Annotated in this window: 20 protein-coding genes; 14 read left to right on the top strand and 6 right to left on the bottom strand. The window is 34.8% G+C overall.

Features of this window, described 5'->3' with window-relative positions; genetic code table 11:
• Nucleotide 1: 1 nt before the first annotated feature.
• The 3 genes from gerYC to AC0IXC_RS21865 form a co-directional block, all read right to left on the bottom strand.
• Nucleotides 2-1,084, bottom strand: a complete 1,083-nt coding sequence (gene gerYC / locus AC0IXC_RS21875; protein WP_012260351.1) for a spore germination protein GerYC — start codon at nucleotides 1,082-1,084, stop codon at nucleotides 2-4.
• Entirely contained in the window at nucleotides 1,081-2,586 is a 1,506-nt protein-coding gene (locus AC0IXC_RS21870) for a spore germination protein (RefSeq protein ID WP_471653278.1), read from the bottom strand. The genes gerYC and AC0IXC_RS21870 overlap by 4 nt, the downstream gene beginning before the upstream one ends.
• A 234-nt stretch (nucleotides 2,587-2,820) precedes the next feature.
• The gene (locus AC0IXC_RS21865) at nucleotides 2,821-3,417 is read right to left on the bottom strand and encodes a hypothetical protein (RefSeq protein WP_305927074.1); all 597 of its coding nucleotides are present in this window, start codon (nucleotides 3,415-3,417) and stop codon (nucleotides 2,821-2,823) included.
• Between the two features lie 231 nt (nucleotides 3,418-3,648).
• Here AC0IXC_RS21865 and AC0IXC_RS21860 point away from each other — a divergent pair, with 231 nt between their 5' ends.
• The 4 genes from AC0IXC_RS21860 to AC0IXC_RS21845 all read left to right on the top strand — a co-directional run bounded on the left by AC0IXC_RS21860 (nucleotide 3,649) and on the right by AC0IXC_RS21845 (nucleotide 9,036).
• Complete coding sequence (locus tag AC0IXC_RS21860) at nucleotides 3,649-4,209, top strand: nitroreductase family protein (protein WP_002134515.1); 561 nt, start codon at nucleotides 3,649-3,651, stop codon at nucleotides 4,207-4,209.
• Between the two features lie 117 nt (nucleotides 4,210-4,326).
• Nucleotides 4,327-5,742: a stage V sporulation protein SpoVR gene (spoVR, locus tag AC0IXC_RS21855; RefSeq protein ID WP_215590752.1), complete on the top strand. Its 1,416-nt coding sequence runs from the start codon at nucleotides 4,327-4,329 to the stop codon at nucleotides 5,740-5,742.
• Between the two features lie 108 nt (nucleotides 5,743-5,850).
• Nucleotides 5,851-7,737 (top strand): AAA family ATPase, encoded by a 1,887-nt coding sequence (locus tag AC0IXC_RS21850; RefSeq protein ID WP_471653277.1) that lies wholly within the window; start codon nucleotides 5,851-5,853, stop codon nucleotides 7,735-7,737.
• Between the two features lie 3 nt (nucleotides 7,738-7,740).
• Nucleotides 7,741-9,036 (top strand): McrC family protein, encoded by a 1,296-nt coding sequence (locus tag AC0IXC_RS21845; protein ID WP_097872485.1) that lies wholly within the window; start codon nucleotides 7,741-7,743, stop codon nucleotides 9,034-9,036.
• Between the two features lie 108 nt (nucleotides 9,037-9,144).
• On the opposite strand, the gene AC0IXC_RS21840 is transcribed toward AC0IXC_RS21845, so the two are convergent.
• Nucleotides 9,145-9,618 (bottom strand): MarR family winged helix-turn-helix transcriptional regulator, encoded by a 474-nt coding sequence (locus AC0IXC_RS21840; protein WP_131247296.1) that lies wholly within the window; start codon nucleotides 9,616-9,618, stop codon nucleotides 9,145-9,147.
• Between the two features lie 152 nt (nucleotides 9,619-9,770).
• On the opposite strand from AC0IXC_RS21840, the gene AC0IXC_RS21835 reads away from it, so the two are divergent.
• The 10 genes from AC0IXC_RS21835 to AC0IXC_RS21790 all read left to right on the top strand — a co-directional run bounded on the left by AC0IXC_RS21835 (nucleotide 9,771) and on the right by AC0IXC_RS21790 (nucleotide 15,734).
• The gene (locus AC0IXC_RS21835) at nucleotides 9,771-10,355 is read left to right on the top strand and encodes a DUF3238 domain-containing protein (RefSeq protein WP_002140455.1); all 585 of its coding nucleotides are present in this window, start codon (nucleotides 9,771-9,773) and stop codon (nucleotides 10,353-10,355) included.
• A 136-nt stretch (nucleotides 10,356-10,491) separates the two neighbouring features.
• Nucleotides 10,492-11,076, top strand: coding sequence for a DUF3238 domain-containing protein (locus tag AC0IXC_RS21830; protein ID WP_471653276.1), 585 nt, complete (start codon nucleotides 10,492-10,494; stop codon nucleotides 11,074-11,076).
• Between the two features lie 241 nt (nucleotides 11,077-11,317).
• Complete coding sequence (locus AC0IXC_RS21825) at nucleotides 11,318-11,581, top strand: metal-sensitive transcriptional regulator (protein WP_000456201.1); 264 nt, start codon at nucleotides 11,318-11,320, stop codon at nucleotides 11,579-11,581.
• A gap of 88 nt (nucleotides 11,582-11,669) precedes the next feature.
• A complete protein-coding gene (locus AC0IXC_RS21820) occupies nucleotides 11,670-12,230 on the top strand; it encodes a sulfurtransferase TusA family protein (protein WP_002140458.1) in 561 nt (186 codons plus the stop codon).
• Between the two features lie 38 nt (nucleotides 12,231-12,268).
• A complete protein-coding gene (locus tag AC0IXC_RS21815) occupies nucleotides 12,269-13,405 on the top strand; it encodes an MBL fold metallo-hydrolase (RefSeq protein ID WP_471653275.1) in 1,137 nt (378 codons plus the stop codon).
• Between the two features lie 21 nt (nucleotides 13,406-13,426).
• On the top strand, nucleotides 13,427-13,657 hold the full coding sequence (locus AC0IXC_RS21810; protein ID WP_002029907.1) for a sulfurtransferase TusA family protein: 231 nt from the start codon (nucleotides 13,427-13,429) through the stop codon (nucleotides 13,655-13,657).
• Nucleotides 13,658-13,695: 38 nt separating this feature from the next.
• Nucleotides 13,696-14,055, top strand: coding sequence for a rhodanese-like domain-containing protein (locus tag AC0IXC_RS21805; protein WP_471653274.1), 360 nt, complete (start codon nucleotides 13,696-13,698; stop codon nucleotides 14,053-14,055).
• 23 nt (nucleotides 14,056-14,078) lie between these two features.
• Nucleotides 14,079-14,375, top strand: coding sequence for a rhodanese-like domain-containing protein (locus AC0IXC_RS21800; protein ID WP_107887860.1), 297 nt, complete (start codon nucleotides 14,079-14,081; stop codon nucleotides 14,373-14,375).
• 72 nt (nucleotides 14,376-14,447) lie between these two features.
• Nucleotides 14,448-14,927 carry a DsrE/DsrF/DrsH-like family protein gene (locus AC0IXC_RS21795; protein WP_002087459.1) on the top strand — a complete coding sequence of 160 codons (480 nt, stop codon included), beginning with the start codon at nucleotides 14,448-14,450 and terminating at the stop codon, nucleotides 14,925-14,927.
• Nucleotides 14,928-14,960: 33 nt separating this feature from the next.
• Nucleotides 14,961-15,734: a sulfite exporter TauE/SafE family protein gene (locus AC0IXC_RS21790; protein ID WP_002087455.1), complete on the top strand. Its 774-nt coding sequence runs from the start codon at nucleotides 14,961-14,963 to the stop codon at nucleotides 15,732-15,734.
• Nucleotides 15,735-15,767: 33 nt separating this feature from the next.
• Here AC0IXC_RS21790 and AC0IXC_RS21785 read toward each other — a convergent pair whose 3' ends face one another.
• Together AC0IXC_RS21785 and AC0IXC_RS21780 are read right to left on the bottom strand one after the other, a co-directional pair.
• Nucleotides 15,768-16,208, bottom strand: coding sequence for a hypothetical protein (locus tag AC0IXC_RS21785; RefSeq protein ID WP_002029912.1), 441 nt, complete (start codon nucleotides 16,206-16,208; stop codon nucleotides 15,768-15,770).
• Nucleotides 16,209-16,356: 148 nt separating this feature from the next.
• Nucleotides 16,357-17,559, bottom strand: a complete 1,203-nt coding sequence (locus AC0IXC_RS21780; protein WP_131929390.1) for an LCP family protein — start codon at nucleotides 17,557-17,559, stop codon at nucleotides 16,357-16,359.
• Nucleotides 17,560-17,781 lie beyond the last annotated feature (222 nt).

The raw sequence follows: 17,781 nt of genomic DNA, 5'->3' as shown, positions 1-17,781 counted from the left end.
ACTATTCTCCGATACCAGATTGTACGACATTAATTTTCACATTAACTGCAACGTCTACGCTAGGATACATTTCTTGAATTTGTTTCATGCTCCATTTTCTTGAGTGACTACGAATTTCTTCACGTATACCGATTGGATCGATTTCTTGTTCTTGGAATTGTTTTATTAATTCGTTTAAATGTTTTTCAAGTGTCTTTTCTACATGTTTTTTTACGTAAGTCACATTTTCGCTCTTTGATAAATCAAGCCAGTCAGGGGCATTTTTTATAAGGCCATTTAATTTCAGTCGAATGTGAACTTTCGGAATGTCACCGGCGTCGGAAAGGGAACAAACACTATTTCCAGATAAGTTTTGGGTTGCGATTAAGCCTTTATGTTTACCTTGACGTATCGAAACTTCGTAACGTCCATTGTTAGTTGGATTAATGAGTAATTTAAATAAAAAAGATCCTGTTTTATCTGTATACATAGCTACTTTATCCTTTTTTAAAAAAGCGAGTCCTTTAATGGAAGCAGACTTGTCTTCTGCAACTTGAATGTAAGGAAGAAATGGATCACAGCCAGATGAATAAAAATTATATAGAAAAATATTTAAAGCCATCCGAGGGATTGTCTCCGTTTCTATATTTTGCTCCAATAAATCAGATAGATATAGCGATCCATTTGTTTTGACATGTTTAAGTAATTCTTCTGTTGAACCGTCTACAAGCGCTAGCTGCACATCTCGGCCAATGTTAGGGTCACGTTGTAAGTTGTTAATAATATCTCCGATTCCACGTTCACCGAATGATTTTCCAAATAGGACAACGCGCATTTGACCTACAGCAATCGTATGTGGTGATTTTGCGTTTAGAAGTGAAGAGATTGTTTCAATGGTACCAGCAGTAGTGGATTGAGTTTCTGGTTTTGATTGCACTCCTTTTGTGTAATCTGGATAGAGAATCGTCCCACGAAATTTCTTCTCTTTCGTTATATCGAATCCACCCACATGAATAATCCGCTGTGTATCTACTATGTTAGGTTGTGTACAGCCAGATAGAAAAATTAAAATGATGATGGAAAAGCGTAATAAAATATTTTTCATTTTTCCTCACCGTCACGTTTTTCTTTCGCTTGGTTTGGATCATAGCGCCATTTCTTCTTTGGTCTTAGAAAAGAAGCCCGTCCTGCAGTTTGACTAAATGGAAGACGAAGGAGCCCCTCAGCTGTACCTAACCCGCGAAATGGATATAAAGGTAATAAATAAGGTGATCCAAGTGATTTTAAGCGAATTAAATGAGCTAATATGAATACAAATCCGACGATTAGCCCTACACCTCCAAATGCTCCAGCTAAAATGATGAGAGGAAATCGTAATATCCGGATAGTGGAAGACATTTTTACTGTTGGTGTTGTAAAAGAAGCAAGTGCAGATAACGCAACCGCAATTAATAAAATAGTACTCGTTAAAGCAGCCTCAACAGATGCCTGACCAATGACAATCCCTCCAACAATACCAATCGTTTGACCAACTTTAGTCGGTAAACGAGCTCCAGCCTCGCGCAGTAATTCGATTGTAATTTCTAAAAAAAGTGCCTCCAAAACAGGTGGAAATGGTACATTGGCTCGGGAATAAATAATTGGTCCAAGTAAATCTGCGGGAATCATTTGATAGTGATACGTTAATACAGCTGTATAAATAGCTGATGAAAATAGAGAGAATGCTGCTCCGAAAAAACGAACCAATCTAAGAAATGAGCCTGCTATCCATGGTAAATAATAATCTTCTGGAGATACGAAGAAATCGAGTAATGTCGCCGGTCCAGCTAATGCGTATGGTGAACCATCTGTTAAAATGACAACACCACCATTAATGAGTGCATAAACAGAACGATCTAAGCGCTCTGTAGGTAGTAAAACAGGGAAGGGAGAGTTACTATTATCGCTAATAAATTGTTCGATCATAGTCGCATCGAAAGGAACATCAAAGTCAATGCCTTGTAGGCGCTGCATTGCAGTATTGACGTGCTGATCATTTGTAATGCCTTCGATGTAAGCAACTACGACCTTTGTTTTTGATATAGAACCAACTATAACTTCTTTGAAAACTAATTGTTCTGTTACGATATTTCGCCGAAGTAAGTGTATATTTGTATCGATGTTCTCAACGAAGCCGACTTTTGGACCGATGACACTATATTCATTCTCTGTATCGTTATATAACCGTGTGCCTAAAACCGAACTTTCAGCACGAATAAGTGCATATTCTGCTGAGTGAGAATCATTTTTTAGCTGAATAAGTACATACCCACTTAATAATTTTTCACGAATATCATCAATAGAAGGGGCGGTGATGATGTCCTCGAGTGTTACGATATTTGCTATATCACTTATATTTTCAATGTGATCTAATTCTCTTTTAATAGGTGTTAAAATGAATCGATTAATGAGGAGTGATTCAGCTGTAGATTTATAATAAAACAAACACAATGTTCCATCGTCTACTACGTTATAAGACACGAAATCACTGGATTCTTTCATAGTGTGGATAAACTCTGGAATAGAACAGAGTGCTTTTTTCTTCTTTTTAGATGATACACGGAACATTTCCTCACCCCTTACACACATCATTTACTTGTGTTAGTTTTTGGGAAAGACGGGAATTTATACTTGAAAATTGAAAGTTCATAAAGTGAAGGCTAATAATAGGGATTTTACGGGCGGCACGACTCCCATCTAACTTCTTTGCTCCAGCCGAATTTTGAGGTGGGAGTTTTACTACCCACAAATAGCGGGATAAAGAAAAGGAAGAGTATTGAATATCTCTTCCTTTTTGACAGGCTAATTTGTTTTCTTTTCTTTAATAGACTTCACTAATTTAATCATTTCTGCCCGTATATCTTCTTTTTTCACATTTAATTTTTCCGCAATTTGTTTAATATCCATCCCATCTTTTTTCATTTTTAGTACATCGTCAAGAGGGGTATTACTTTTTTGAGAGATGATTGTTAACACGGTAAGTTGGCGTAAGCCGATGTTATATTCTTTCATTTTTTGTTTCAGTCCATTTGGTGTGGACTTTTGCATATTTGCTAATTTTTGCAGTAGTGCTTTTTTCGTTTCTTTATTCATATGATGCTTTTTCAATTTACTTGGGTCTACACCGAAATGCTCGGCTGTTTTCTCCCAAGATTTATTTTGCTTATAGTAAGCTAAAACGTCCTTAATTTCTTTTTTACTTATTCTTGCAATGTGGGCAGCTTTCCAAATTTCATGTTTATTATAGCCGAGTTTTTCGAGCGACTGCATTTCTTCTTCTGAAATAGGCTTATGATGGTGCATTGTTACTTCTTTTGGCGTGGCAGCGGAAGCAGGAAAGACAGATATCCCGCACAATAATGCTGCCATAGTCATACTTACTGCGATTTTCTTGTACATATAAACTCCTCCTAGATGGGTAATGTGGAAAACTTACACATATCATTTCCATAAAATGTGAAAAACTTGTGAGCAAGTTAAGTTTTTTTATTCACAGTATAAAAAGAAGTTTTTCATGGTTTTCCAACATAAAACATTGATTAATAGTGAAAAACTAGGTTATAATCGAAATTGAAAATCAATATCAATGACGGATTTATACATATAGATAAAAATAAGGGAGAGAAAAATATGACTACATATACTTCCATCGCAAACGTTATTAAAGAAAGACGTTCTGTTCGTACATTTACAAATAAAGCAGTAGAAAAAGAGCTATTAATTGAACTATTAAACGACGCAACATGGGCACCGAATCATAAACACCGTGAACCATGGAATTGTAAATTATACATTGGAGAAGGCCGTCAGAAATTAGTGGACGCAGTACTAAACTCTTTCACAGAAGAAGAAAGAGCAAAACGCGGCAAAATTTTATCTGATCGTTTCTTAAGTACGCCTGCACAAATCGTTGTTTACATTAATGAAGATCCGCGTCAAATTCCACGTGACGAAGATTACGCTGCAACATGTGCATTTATGCAAAACTTCCAATTACTTGCTTGGGAACGCGGATTAGGCTGTGTTTGGAAATCAGGTGGATTAAACTACAATCCACTATTTATAGAAGGAATCGGTTTAACAAGAGGTCAACGCATCATTGGAATTCTTCATATCGGCTATTTCGATAAAGCACCAGAAGGAAAAGCGCGTACACCGATTACGGAGAAGATGGAGATTATTGAAGGTTAATTAGAAAGAGGCATTCTCGTTTTTTAAGAGGGTGTCTTTTTATTATGCAATCAATCCTCATGAAAGCTTGTTCCTTATCATACACTTTCTTAAGGGAAAGTGTAAGGAGGGAAAATAATGAGAGCAAGTGATGATAAAGCACTACAATATGCGATTGCTGAAATTACGGAAATTGCGACTGGATTTGGTCTTGATTTTTATCCGATGCGCTATGAAGTATGTCCAGCGGAAATTATCTATACATTTGGTGCATATGGGATGCCGACGAGGTTTTCGCATTGGAGTTTTGGAAAGCAATTTTTCAGAATGAAATTACAATACGATTTAGGACTTAGTAAAATTTATGAACTCGTTATTAACTCTAATCCATGTTACGCCTTTTTATTAGATACGAATTCTTTAATTCAAAATAAATTAATCGTGGCGCACGTTTTAGCACATTGTGATTTCTTCAAAAATAATATTCGTTTTTCTAATACGAAACGCGATATGGTTGAGAGTATGGCAGCGACAGCAGATCGTGTGAAGGCGTATGAACATAAGTATGGAAGAGAAGAGGTAGAAACATTTTTAGATGCCGTACTTGCCATTCAAGAACATATTGATCCATCGCTTATGCGTCCGAAACTTGCATGGAGTATTGAAGATTTAGAAGAGGAGGTAGAAAAGAAAAAGATATCACAGTACGATGATTTATGGAATTTAGATGATCGAAACAAAAAGAGAGAACGACCTAATATGCATAAAAAGAAGAAAATCCCACCGCAGCCAGAAAAAGATTTACTCCTCTTTATTGAAGAATATAGCCGTGAGCTAGAAGAGTGGCAGCGCGACATATTAACGATGATGCGTGAAGAAATGTTATACTTCTGGCCACAGCTTGAAACGAAGATTATGAATGAAGGTTGGGCTTCCTTCTGGCATCAACGCATACTTCGTGAAATGGACTTAACATCTGGTGAAGCAATTGAATTTGCGAAATTAAATGCAGGTGTCGTACAGCCATCAAAAACAAGTATTAATCCATACTACCTCGGTATTAAAATGTTCGAAGATATTGAAGAGCGCTATAACAACCCGACAGAAGAAATGAAACGACGCGGTGTGAAACCTGGTTCTGGTCGTGACAAAATCTTTGAAGTACGGGAAATTGAATGGGATGTATCGTTCCTAAGAAACTATTTAAATAAAAAACTTGTAATGAGAGAAGATATGTACTTATTCCAGCGCCAAGGAAAAGAATATAAAGTAATTGATAAAGAATGGGAGCATGTACGCGATCAACTCGTAAATATGCGCACAAATGGAGGTTTCCCGTACTTAGTAGTAGAAGATGGAGACTACTTAAAGAATGGGGAATTGTACATTAAACATAGCTATGAAGGAATTGAGTTAGATTTAAAATACTTAGAAAAAGTATTACCGTATCTTCATCAGCTATGGGGAAGAACAGTGCATATGGAGTCGATGGTGGAGAGTAAGGGTGTTGTGTTTTCTTATGATGGGAAGATGGTGCATAGGAAGTATGTGTGATTGAGCCGCTGGTATCAGCGGTTTTTTTATTGATTTGGTAATTTAATGAAATTATTAAACGCATATGTGATAATGTTGTTAGTTGTTTATTCAAGGGGGATAAGAGGCGTGGGGGAATTTGAACTGCAAGTTCATCAAAGAAAATATGTGGTAGGGAAAGAGGTCGAGTATTACATCCTTACAGGTAAGATTAATGATGTAGAGTATATAGTTAAAGTGTTAGCAAATCATGAAGAGCTTGCATCAGTAATTGTATATAAAAGGTTGGATTTTGCAAAGAAAAAAGGAATGGAACTTTTGTTACAACATGAAAAAAATGTTGAATTGGAAGATATAGAGATGATTCATTTTAAAGAGGATCGCCCTAACGGAAAGCCTTGGCAAAAAGATAATGATAGTGTGCTCAAATTATTGTTAAATCAGAATTATAGAAGTTTAAGTGGGGAAATTGAGTCGTATGTAGGGAATAAGGATGTAACCGAAGAGGGGGATAAGATGATGCAACAAAAAAACACAATTTTATATGGACCACCAGGAACAGGAAAAACATATACAGTTGCAGAGAAGGCGCTTGAAATCGTTATGCCACAACAGTACAAACAAATAATGGGAGACCGTATAGCTGTAATGGAAGCGTATAAAAAATTAAGTGAACAAAATCGTATTGCCTTTTGTACATTTCATCAATCTTTCGCATATGAAGATTTTGTGGAAGGTTTAAGAAGTGATGAGGAAGGAAAATTTATATTACAGGACGGTATTTTTAAAAGAATATGTGATACAGCGACATTAAGAGAAACAAAGGATGTTTCTGTATATAATTTTGATGAGAATGAAATTGAGTTTTATAAAATGTCTTTAGGTGGTATTCAAGAGGAAGACGGAGAAGATATCTACAATTATTGTATTGATAATAATTGTATTGCATTAGGTTGGGGCGGCAACATTGATTATAAGGGATGTTTAGATCGACAAGCTGTGTATGAGAAATTTTATTCATGTAATGCTGAGGATGATAGAGTATTTAATGTCGATGCAATTAATCGTTTTAAAAATTGGATGAAGAAGGACGATATTATTTTCATTTCTGAAGGTAACCATAAAATTAGAGCCATTGCGAAGGTAATTGGTGATTATAATTATGTTGAAGATTCAGAGATTAGATACAAACATTTTCGAGAAGTAGAGTGGTTATATTATGGTGAAGCAATAGGTGTCGACCAAATTTTAAAAGAAAAAGTATTATCGCAGCAAACAATATATCAATTTGGAAAAATAGATTTAAATATACAGCAAATTAAGCGTTTACTTACAAAAACAAAACCAGTTAATGAAGAAACCGATAATTATGTACTTATCATAGATGAAATTAATCGAGGCAATATCTCGAAAATATTTGGAGAGCTTATTACTTTAATTGAAGATGACAAAAGAATTGATGCTACGAATGAAATAAAGGCAATTTTACCCTATTCGAAAAAATCATTTGGTATTCCTAGTAATCTTTATATTATTGGAACGATGAATACCGCTGACCGATCTATTTCGATGATGGATACAGCATTACGCCGAAGATTTCATTTTGAGGAACTAATGCCTCAACCGAATTTGTTACCAGAAAAAGTAGGAAATATAGAAGTGCAGAAAATGTTAAAAGTATTAAATGAACGCATTGAGTTTTTAATTGATCGTAATCATACAATTGGACATGCCTATTTTATAAAAGAAAACTTAACCTTTGAAGAGTTAGTTGAAATTATGAAATTTAAAGTAATCCCATTGTTACAAGAATATTTTTATGAAGATTGGGAGAAGGTTGAACTTGTTTTAGGTGGAGCTGGAAAACTGGGGGATAAGTCATATTTTTTAACAAAAGAAGAAAAAACTGCTCAAGCAATTTTTAAAACTGAATTAGATTACGATCAAACTATAAAGAAATATCAATTGGTGGAAAATCCGAATGAACAAGCTTTCTTAAATATATATGAGGGATGAGATATGAAACATATCACAACATATGAAGTTGCAGGAAAAGTTTTGATTAAGGAAAATTGTTCACAATGTTTGACTGAAAAAGAAGCTAAAGAGTTAGAACAGTATATTGGGGATAGTAAGCTTGATAAGAAATGTATCAAATGGGGAAGGAACTGTGTAACATTTATTAATTATGTGGGGTGTATTCAACTAACAACGGTATCTATTGAAATCCTACCTAAAACGCAGATAAACAGCTCTGATAAAGAAATTGAAGAATCAAGAAAAATGTTATTGCAAATGTTGTATAAATCGGGTCTTTTAAAGATTAACATAAATAATATAAGTATCAATCAAATGTATAAGCATAATTTATTAGAGATGTTTGGAGCGCTTTTTGCATTAAAATTGGAACAAGAATTAATGAAGGGTCTTTATATGCAGTATGTTCAACTAGAGGAGAACTTACCTGTAGTAAAAGGGAATATTCTTTTTCATAAACAATTACAAAATCAAGCAGCTCGTGTTAATCGTGTACATTGTCAATACGAAGAATTTTCTGCTGAAAACCAATTAAATTATATTTTGAAAAGTGCAATTGAAAAATTAATGAGTAATGTGAAACAATTAGGAACCTTAAAGAAATTGAAGCGATGCCTTGTTTACTTTGATGAGTTGGCATTTTCAACAATTACAAAAATGGATTTTAGTATAGTTCACTTTAATAGATTAAATAGAAGGTTTGAACCAAGTTTTATTTTAGCGAAAATGATATTAGAAAATATGTTTTCATTATCACGCTTCGGAAAAGAGAAAAGTTTTTCGATCTTATTTAGAATGGACGAGTTGTTTGAGAAGTATATTGCTAATGTATTAGATACATGTATTGAACATAACGTGATGAGTCAGCATAAGAAATATAAACTTATGATTAATGAGTTTAATGATAGAGAGGTATATCCATTAAAACCTGATATTGTTGTTTTGCAGAATGATAGTGAAAAGTTGATTATTGATACAAAATGGAAATTTATTAACGGTTCTAAAAACCGTCATGGAGTAAAAAGAGAAGATCTATTTCAAATGTATGCATATTTAACAAGGTATGAGAATGTTTCAACAGTAATATTGTTGTATCCACATCAATCTGCTATTACTAAGCCATCAAGTGAAGTTTTAGAATCATGGTATTTAGAAGAATCTGCGGGAATTCAACAGAAACAAAAAATAAGGGTATGTTCTGTAAACTTATCCAGTGAAACAAGAGTAATTCAAGATTTACAAAGAATAATTGAAGAAAACATTACTGTATTATTATGAGGGTTTTTAGTAAATTGCTGAGAGTACGATCGGAAGTATGCGTGATGTAATAAAAAGAACGGACATAGAATTTCTTGTCCGTTCTTTTTTATTATATGGAATTTTTGTTTACCAAACAGGTCGTATGCTCGATGATAATTTTCCTGTATTTTCTTTAGTAACGAATGTTGTTAAATCCTCTTTAAGCATTTGCATTCGTTCTGCACCTATGTTTGCAATCCATCGTTGTTCTATTTCAGCTACTATTTCTTCTTTTGCTTTCATTACTGCTAAACCACGCTCGGTTAAAACAATAATTTTACCTCTTTTATCAGTAGGATGCGTTTGGCGCGTGACATAACCACTGTTCTCAAGAGAATCTACCATTTTACTTATGGCTTGTTTTGAAACCCCTAAAGATTCAGCTAGTTCTATACCGGTTGCTCCATTAGGAAGGATGCGTTTGAACATAAAACCGTGCGCTGGCCTAATATCTTCAAATCCTAATTCACTTAATCTATCATGTAGTTCAGTAATTAATGTGCTGAAAGATAGTGATAAAAGTGATGTAAGATCTAGTTCGTTAAGTGTTTGATGAGTCATGTATATAACCTCCTTACTTATAGTCAATTAAATTGACTATAAGTAGAATCTATTGTACTATACAGGATATAGTCAATCAAATTGACTATATAATAGTAATAGAACAAATAATGATTTATCTAAATAATATCAATGAATTATGGAGGTTTCACATGGTTAATATCGTTAAAATTAGAGGGAGTGTATTTGCACCGTATGCTTTGCTGAAACCTATTCAGGATCCTGCGACGGGAAGAGTGTTTGAATATGCCGGAGATGCACGTGAATTTACACCATACGCTGTGAACACAAAGCGTTCAAGATTAGAACAAGAAGTGGTTGTTGATTTTTATAAAAGAGAAATTTTCACATATGCAGATGCTTGTATCGTTACTGTGAAAATTACAAATCCAGATGGCTCAATTGAGTATCAAAAAGGAGAAACAAGTACAGAAAACATTGCATGTACAAATATTGTATGGAGTGAAGATGAAGTTTCATTTGAAATGAGAGCAAGTGCAAGTAATCCGTTAAACGCGGCAGCACCTGCAGCTGATTATTTTTTGACTATACGAGTTAATGAAAGTGGTACTGTGCATGTTGAAGGTTTACATGATGGTTTTCCTTGCTATGAATTTTATAAACAAATCGACTTTGGTTCATTTGAATTAATATATACACATGATTTCAGGAAAACGGATGATACCCCAGCAGCACTAGCTGGAGAAATGGAATATAGCTTTAAAACGAAAATCTAGATATAAATATAGCGCTATTTTTTAGAAGGAAGTAGCAAACGTAAAAGAGAAAGCTATTGGTTCTAGGATTGAAATTGTGGTCTATTTTATTCAATAGCATGCAGTATATAAAATTAGAATTATAGGGGTGTTTCTTATGACGAATATCGTTAAAATAAGAGCCAGTGTATTTATTCCAATGTCTTGGACAGAACCGCGGAAGGATGCACAAACAGGGAAAGTAATCCAGTTTGAAGGTGATTCACGTGAATTTACACCACATGCGGTAAATACTATGCGCTCTAGAGTTGAGCAAGAGGTAGTAGTGGACTTTTATAAAGAAGAAGTGTTTTCATATGCAAACACGGGTATTACGACAGAGAAGGTCACAAATCCAGATGGTTCTGTGAATAAAAGAACAGGAAAAGCGAGTACTGAAAATATTGTGTGTACGGATATTTCATGGGATTCTGATGGTGTGCAATTCAAAATGAGTGCAAGCGCTAGTAATCCGTTAAATGTGTATGCCCCTCCTGTGGACTATTTATTAACTGTATGTGTGAACAAGGATGGTAGTATCGATATTCAAGGAGAACATGATGGATTCCCTTGTTTCGAATTTTATAAGCAAGTAGATTTCGGTTCATTTGAACAAATTTATACACATGATTTTAGAGAAACTGGTGATACACCTGAAGCGTTAGGTGGAGAAATGGAGTATAGTTTTACAAAGAGATTATAAGAAGTAGGATAATAAAACGGTTGATTCCTTGATTCGTAAATGAAATGAATTAGTTGGACTACCAAGCAGTGTAGTTGAGAAATGCAAAAGCTAATGAAATCAGTGGCTTTTGCATTTTTACTATACTCTAGGAGATTTCAAAAAAATAAACCACTTTACAATATACCCTTAAGGGTATATGATATTATACAAAGTTACAAAGTAATGTATAATATAGTTATAATTACGGAGGTGATCTACAGTGGAATATAATCAAGATATGAAAAATAGATTGAAACGTATTGAAGGTCAAGTTCGTGGTGTGCTTCGCATGATGGAAGAGGGAAAAGATTGCCGAGATGTTATTACACAGTTAACTGCATCCCGTTCTGCACTTGATCGTACAATTGGACTCGTTGTTGGAACAAATTTAGAGCAATGTTTGCGCGAGCAGTTTGAAACAGGTAATGGTTCAAATGAAGAGTTAATTAAAGAAGCCGTTCAATTACTTGTAAAAAGCCGATAATCTGTCAAACGTATGTGTTGACAGATTTTCAAAAATATTTTATTATACCCCTACAGGTATATGTATGCTAATTAGGGAGGAAATGATTATGAGTATAAAAGTTGATATGAATTTAGACTGTAAAGGCTTGGCTTGCCCGATGCCAATTGTGAAGACAAAAAAGGCGATGGAAGGGTTGGCATCAGGGCAAGTTATTGAAATAGAGGCGACAGATAAAGGTTCTATGCTAGATATTCAAAGTTGGTCAAGTAAAGTAGGGCATCAATATATCGGAACGAAACAAGAGGGAGATATATTAAAGCATTATGTACGAAAATCCCATGAACATGAAGTAAATGAAGTTGTGAAGTATCCTCATACAATTACGAATGGGGAATTGCAAGATCTATTATTAAGTGGTGAAGAGTGTATTGTAGTAGATGTTCGTGAAGCGGCGGAATTTGCCTTTGGTCATATTCCATCTGCCATTTCGGTTCCATTAGGTGAAATAGATAGTGCTATGTTAGACAGTGCGAAACCAATTTATGTTGTTTGCCGAACTGGTAACCGTAGTGATGTAGCTTGCCAAGTGTTGAAAGAGAGAGGTTTTTCAAACGTGAAAAATGTCATTCCAGGTATGTTAGAGTGGCAAGGAAATATAGAAAAATAAAATTTTTTAAATATAAATATACCTCAGGGGGTAATTGAATGAGTGTTAAACTGTTACAAGCAAAAGATGTCGCAGAGAAAGTTTTATTCGGAGAATTGTTTATTTTAGATGTTCGTAATGAAACGGACTATGAAGATTGGAAAATTGAAGGGAAACAAGTTTCTTCTATAAATAAACCGTATTTTGACTTATTAGATGGTGTAGATCATATTGTAGATGAATTGCCGAGGGAGAAAGAAATTTTAGTCGTATGTGCGAAAGAAGGTTCTTCGCAGTTTGTCGCAGAGCAATTGTTACATGCCGGATTCAATGATGTTTATTATTTAGCTGGTGGTATGAAAGCTTGGAGTGAATATGTAAAGCCGTTAAAAGTAGGAGATGTACAGGGCGGAGGAAGTGTATATCAATTTAACCGTCTTGGAAAAGGCTGTTTATCTTATATGATCGTCTCAAACGGTGAAGCAGCAGTTATTGATGCAATCAGAACGGTTGAAGCATATGAAGATTTTGCGGAAGAGCATGGTGTTACTATTATGAATGTCATGGATACACATTTACATGCAGACCATATTTCTGGAGGACGTAGGTTAGCTGAAAAAGTAGGGGGTACGTATTGGTTACCTCCAAAAGATGCGGAGGAAGTCGTTTTCTCATATAAACCGCTTGTTGAAGGATCTGTTATTACGGTGGGGGGTACCAAAATTGAAATTGACGCATTATACTCACCGGGGCATACGATTGGAAGTACATCATTTATTGTAGATGATTCCTATTTATTATCAGGCGATATTTTATTTGTAGATTCAATCGGGCGTCCAGATCTTGCTGGGAAGGCGGAAGACTGGGTAGGGGATTTACGAAATACTTTATATAAACGTTATAAGGAATTATCTCAAGATTTAATTGTTTTACCAGCTCATTATTCAAAAATAAGTGAAATGGACGACAGAGGCATTGTGAGTGCGCATTTACAAGATTTATTTAAGGAGAATGTAGGGTTAAATATTGCCGATGAGGTAGAGTTTCGTAAAACTGTGACAGAGAACTTACCGCCTCAGCCGAATGCTTATGAAGAAATTCGTCAAACGAATATGGGTAAGATTTATCCGAGTGTGGAAGAAGAGCGTGAAATGGAGATTGGTCCAAATCGCTGTGCAGTTCATGATTCATTATAAAATAACAAACTGGAGGAATAGATGATGAATGTAAAACAAGTATTAGATGCGAAAGGTTTAGCATGTCCAATGCCGATCGTAAGAACGAAGAGAGCGATGGATACTTTACAAACTGGAGAAGTGTTAGAAGTACATGTAACGGATAAAGGATCAGTAAAAGATATTCCAGCATGGTCAAAAACAGGCGGTCATGAAATAGTAAAGCATAATATAGAAGACGATGTGCTGAAGTTTTGGATTAAGAAGGCGTAGTGAAGAACTAGTTTTGTAAAGGCGGAGAGGTTGGTTATATGAATACAATATTAAGTACGCTTTTCATTGTAATTGCTGTATGGTTTGTTATTTCACGTTTTTTACCGGTGAAAGGTGTTCAAAATATAAATGGAAAAGAATTAAAGAGTATAGTGGGAAAACAGGGAAAGCAGTTTATCGATGTTCGTACAGTAGGTGAGTATAGAGGGAATCATATGAAAGGATTTCAAAATATCCCGTTAAATGAGTTAGCGAGTAAAGCAAATCAGTTAGATAAAAATGAGGAAGTAATCGTTATTTGCCAGAGCGGGATGAGAAGTAAGCAGGCTGCAAAAGTATTAAAAAAATTAGGATTTCAGCACGTTATCAATGTTTCAGGCGGTATGAATGGTTTGTGAGGAGGGAATTTAAAATGAAAGAAATGAAAGAAATGAAAGCAAAAGAATTAGAAGGAAAATTGTTACGTAAAGAAGCAGTAAATATTGTGGACGTACGTGAAGTAGAAGAAGTAGCTGAAGGGAAAATTCCAGAAGCGTGTAATATTCCACTAGGACTATTAGAGTTTCGTATGCATGAGTTGGATAAAAAGAAAGAGTATATTATCGTTTGTCGTTCTGGCGGAAGAAGTGCACGAGCAGTTCAATTTTTAGAGAGCTACGGTTTTCAAGCAATCAATATGGTAGGCGGTATGTTAGCGTGGGAAGGTAAAGTCGTATAGTACAGAGATAAATGATTTGAGCCTTTTTATAAATGATAAAATACCCCTATAGGTAATTAGGAGGAGAACAACATGGAACAACAGAAGAAAACAACAATCGTTTTATTTAGCGGAGATTATGATAAAGCAATGGCTGCTTATATTATTGCAAATGGTTCAGCGGCGTACGATCATGAAGTGACTATTTTTCATACTTTCTGGGGTTTAAATGCTCTTAGGAAAGATGAGCATGTGAAAGTAAAGAAAACATTTATAGAGAAAGTGTTTGGAAAAATGATGCCGCGCGGCGCTGATAAGATGGGATTATCAAAAATGAATTTTGCCGGTATGGGACCAAAGATGATTAAAGGTATTATGAAAAAACATAATGCGATGCCTTTACCAGATTTAATCGATTTGGCGAAAGAACAGGGAATTAAACTTGTAGCTTGTCAAATGACAGTAGATTTATTAGGGTTAAAAGAGGAAGAGATTATGGATGGGGTAGAGTTTGCAGGAGTAGGAGCTTATTTAGCAGATGCTTCGGATGGGAATGTAAACTTATTCATTTAATTCACCTTCTTTTTAGAAGGGAGGGGATGTAAGATGAGCTTAGTCGTATTACTTTTTATAATTGGGTTTATAGGATCGTTTATATCAGGAATGGTTGGAATTGGTGGTGCAATTATTAATTATCCGATGATCTTATACATTCCGGTATTGCTAGGATTTGCTGGATATACATCACATGAAGTGAGCGGTATTACAGCGATTCAAGTATTCTTTGCAACTTTTGCAGGCGCGTGGGCGTACAGGAAAAGTAACGATATGGATAAAACTTTAGTTGTGTATATGGGAGCTAGTATATTAATAGGAAGCTTTGTAGGTAGCTTTAGTGCGAATCTATTAAATGAGCATGCTGTAAACGTTGTTTACACATTACTAGCTACTATTGCGGCTATTATGATGTTTATACCGAAGCGAAGCAATCGTAAGGGGACAGAAGGAATTACGTACAATAAGTGGCTCGCTAGTTTGCTAGCGTTTATTGTAGGAAGTGTTTCCGGCATTATTGGGGCTGGTGGTGCATTTCTTTTAGTACCGATTATGCTAGTTGTTTTAAAACTACCGATACGTACGACAATAGCAACATCTATCGCTATTACTTTTATTTCCTCGATAGGAATTACTACTGGGAAAGTGATTACTGGACAAATAGTTGTTATTCCGGCTCTTATCGTTGCGATAGCAAGTTTATTTGCCGCTCCTCTTGGAGTGAGAGTAGGGAAGAGAGTGAATCAAAAAGTTTTGCAATACGTATTGTCTACTTTAATTGTAGGAACTGCGATAAAGATGTGGGTTGATATGATATCGAAATAAAAAGATGGTGCTCTTGTAGCACCATCTTTTTATTTACGCCCAAATCACTTTCATTAAGTTCTTATATTCATCGTTTGCCAGTTTATATAGCATTCTCGTATGTTCAAAGACAAGTGCGGGATTAAAGTTTGGTTCTGAGAATGCAAGAGATGTTGAAATATCAATTGCATTTTGTTTGTTTAGCGTGAATTTTGCAAATCGATAAGATGTGTTTAATTCATTGATGACATGTAAAATATCATTTGTTGATGTTGAATCAGGTACAAGAGCAACATTGAAGCAGTATATATCCACAGCAGGATGTTCGCTTTGGAAAGCAGCGATAAGTTGAATTTTTGCGCCAGCTTCTGTTTCTAACCCTACTGAAAAATGTACCGAACCATCATTTTCATCTATATTTTCTTCCATGTATATATCGTTTGATTTTAAGTACTCTTTAAAATCTGAAATGTTATGTTTTACTGCAGCTTTCATATGTGTGTGCCCCCTGATAATTGGAATAGATTACTATTATTTATTATAATTTAAAAATATTAAAAAAGATAGTTGGAAAGTTCTGATTTTTTGTTTTGAAAGCATTAAAAAGAAGCAGTGCTCTACCTCCATAGAGCACTGCTTCACTTTATTCATTGTCATTAGACGATGTTTCTGTATCTTCACTGTTATTCTTATTTTGAGTTTCATCGTTACTTGATTCGCGTTCACTCGTATTTTCAGACTTAGATTCTTTTGTTTTCTCTGAGCTTGTTTTTTTCGAATCAGAATCAGATTTTGTATAGGCAGGTAGTCCAAGGTGACTACGAAGTTCGTTTGTAACATTAGCTAATTCTTTTTTATCTGGATTGTAGTAGTAAGTTCGACCACCACCAGCTGACTTACTACATGTATCATCACCTTTTGCCATGTAACAATCTTCACCTTGAAGTTGTAATTTCTCAATTTCCGAATCCGATCCATATTTATAGAATGAAAGCATGTCATCGAATGTTAAGTTTGTAACGAATTGTCCGTTAATATCATCAATGATGTTACCAACTTTTGTTACGGATCCAACGCTTGTTAGTTTCTTTAAAATGGCTTCGATAACGAGTTGCTGACGTTGACCACGCATCGCATCACTATCAACGTGTCGTGTTCTAGCAAGAGCAAGAGCTTCTTCACTATTTAACTTTTGAACACCTTTTTTTAAGTGAATTGCTTCGGCGTTATCATTACTATCTTGTTCAGTAAACTCAACTGGTACGTCAACTTCAATGCCGCCTAAATCATCAACGATTTTCATGAATGATTTAAAGTTGAATTTTACAAAGTAATCGACGGGAACATTCATTAATTTTTCAACTGCATCAATACTAGCTTGTGGTCCACCATCTTTTCCGTTTTTAGTAGAACCAAATGCATGAGCGTGTGTAATTTTATCTTTTTTCTTTTCTACTGGAATATAAGTATATGTGTCTCGTGGAATACTTAATAGTTTTACAGTTTTGCTATCTTTATTAAACGTTGCAAGTAATAGTGCATCCGTTCTTATAGCTTCACCATATTCTTTCCCACGGACATCGCTTTCATCAACGCCCATTATTAAGACAGAGACGTTATTTGTAATAGGTTTTACAGCTTTAGCACGTAAATCAGACTTATCACCGCGTGCTAAATCGTGAGCGGCGTTTCGAACAGCAGAAGATGCTTTATTTACTAAAAACCATGTATAACCGCCACCTATTATTAAAACTAATAGAATAACGCTTATAATAATTTTTGTTTTTTTCTTACCTTTTTTCGGTTTATTGCGTGTATTTTCTTGCAAAGATGGGTTTTGCTCCATTTCTTGTACTCCTTCATTTGAATTGAAATACGACACTCATATCCACTTATTATAATGAAATTTAGCGAAAAAAAACATTACAAATCATTTACATTTCGTAAAAATTCAATTTATTTATAAAAAGTTAGATTTTCTATATTTTATTTTTAAGATGTAGAACAAGTATAATGTGTTTTAGTAGAAATGAAAATATGTAATGTGAGAAAGTGATAGAGAAGTAAG

The sequence above is a fragment of the Bacillus sp. AC266 genome (genome assembly GCF_979253805.1).
Note: the sequence above shows the minus strand (reverse complement) of the source record. Positions and strands in the feature narration are given on the sequence as shown.